Source organism: Rhodoferax sp., assembly GCF_014859475.1.
GTDB lineage: Bacteria > Pseudomonadota > Gammaproteobacteria > Burkholderiales > Burkholderiaceae_C > Rhodoferax.
The window spans coordinates 1-1,384 of the sequence record NZ_JACUUE010000346.1; the positions used below are offsets into that span (position 1 = coordinate 1).

Genomic DNA, 1,384 nt, shown 5'->3' on the forward strand with positions numbered 1-1,384 from the left:
TTTTGACCCAGACCGGTGGCCTGGTCACCGACCCCGGCCTGATGGCCGGTCTAACCCAGGAGAACTTATGCAAACCCTGACCATTCTGGGCGGCGGCAGCGCCTACACACCGGGCCTGCTGCAGGCCCTGATTGCCCATGCGGGCGAACTGCCTTTGACCACCGTGCGGCTGTACGACCTTGATGCCGACCACCTGACCATCGTGGCCCGCCTCACCAGCGCCATGGCCCAACAGGCCGGCGCCTTCACAGTGGAAGTGGCACCCACGCTGGAGGCTGCCATTGCGGGCGCCGATCTGGTGCTCAACTCGACCAGGCCTGGTGGCTTGGCGGCACGCCGCATCGACGAAACCCTGCCACTGGAATTTGACTTGCCGGGGCAGGAAACGGTGGGCCCGGGCGGCTTCTTTTTTGCCCTGCGCTCGGTGCCCGAGGCCTTGCGCGTGGCCGCCATCATGCAAGACCTGGCGCCCGATGCCATTTTGCTCAACTACACCAACCCCAGCAACATCGTGACGCAGGCCATCTGTGATCGTGGCGGCATCAAGGTGATCGGCCTGTGCGACCAGTCAGACGAAGACCTGCTGGCGCTGTGCCATGCCATGGACCGCCCGGCGCGTTACACCTTTCGCTGCAACGGACTCAACCATGCCACCTGGTACAGCGAAGTGCTGATCGACGGTGCCCCGCTGGCGGCGCTCAGTGCGTCGCTGGCACCACCCGACGACTACGACGACGAGCACAAGCTGCGCTTTGCCCTGTCGCTCCAGATGGCGCATGAGCAGCCCGGCTACTGGCCCAACTCCTACCTGCCTTACTACCTGTTTCCAGAAGCCTTTGTGGCGCACGCGAAGCAGCATGGTCCGCGCAGCGACGTGGTGGCAGCCTCGCTGGAGCGGTATTACACCCACTTCGAGGCCGAGGGCAAGCGGGCCCGGCCAGAGCTGAAATTCTTCCGTGGCTCGGCTGGTTTTGGCGACCTGGCCGTGACCGTCATCCGGGCACTGGCATCCAGCACGCCGCATGAACTGGTGCTGAACCTGCCCAACCTGGGCGCCACGGCGGCCTTTACGCACGACACCGTGGTCGAGACCCGGGTGCGGGTGTCACGTGCCGGCATCGAGCGGATGCCCGCGCCGCGCTTGCCCACTTCGTTTTACGGACTGGCCAAACAGCTTGAACGCTACCAGCGCCTCACCGCCAAAGCCGCCGCTGCAGGCGACCACCAAGCCCGCGTGGCAGCCCTGGCCGCCAACCCCCTGGTGGGCAAGCCCCTGTTGGCAGCCAACATGCTCGACCAGGCGCGCGCCAGTTACCCTGATTGGCAAATGGTCAGCGCATGAAGACACAAGACTTGCTCAAACGCATGGATTGGGATGACTTTG

1 protein-coding gene is annotated in these 1,384 nt (G+C 64.8%); it reads left to right on the plus strand.

Annotation, left to right across the window (positions count from 1 at the left end):
• The first annotated feature begins 67 nt into the window (after positions 1-67).
• Entirely contained in the window at positions 68-1,342 is a 1,275-nt protein-coding gene (locus IBX54_RS15120; RefSeq protein ID WP_296543472.1) for a hypothetical protein, read from the plus strand.
• Positions 1,343-1,384 lie beyond the last annotated feature (42 nt).

Coding starts and splice junctions, on each gene's coding strand:
- IBX54_RS15120 (WP_296543472.1), top strand. CDS start 68: ATGCAAACCCTGACCATTCTGGGCGGCGGCAGCGCCTACACACCGGGC.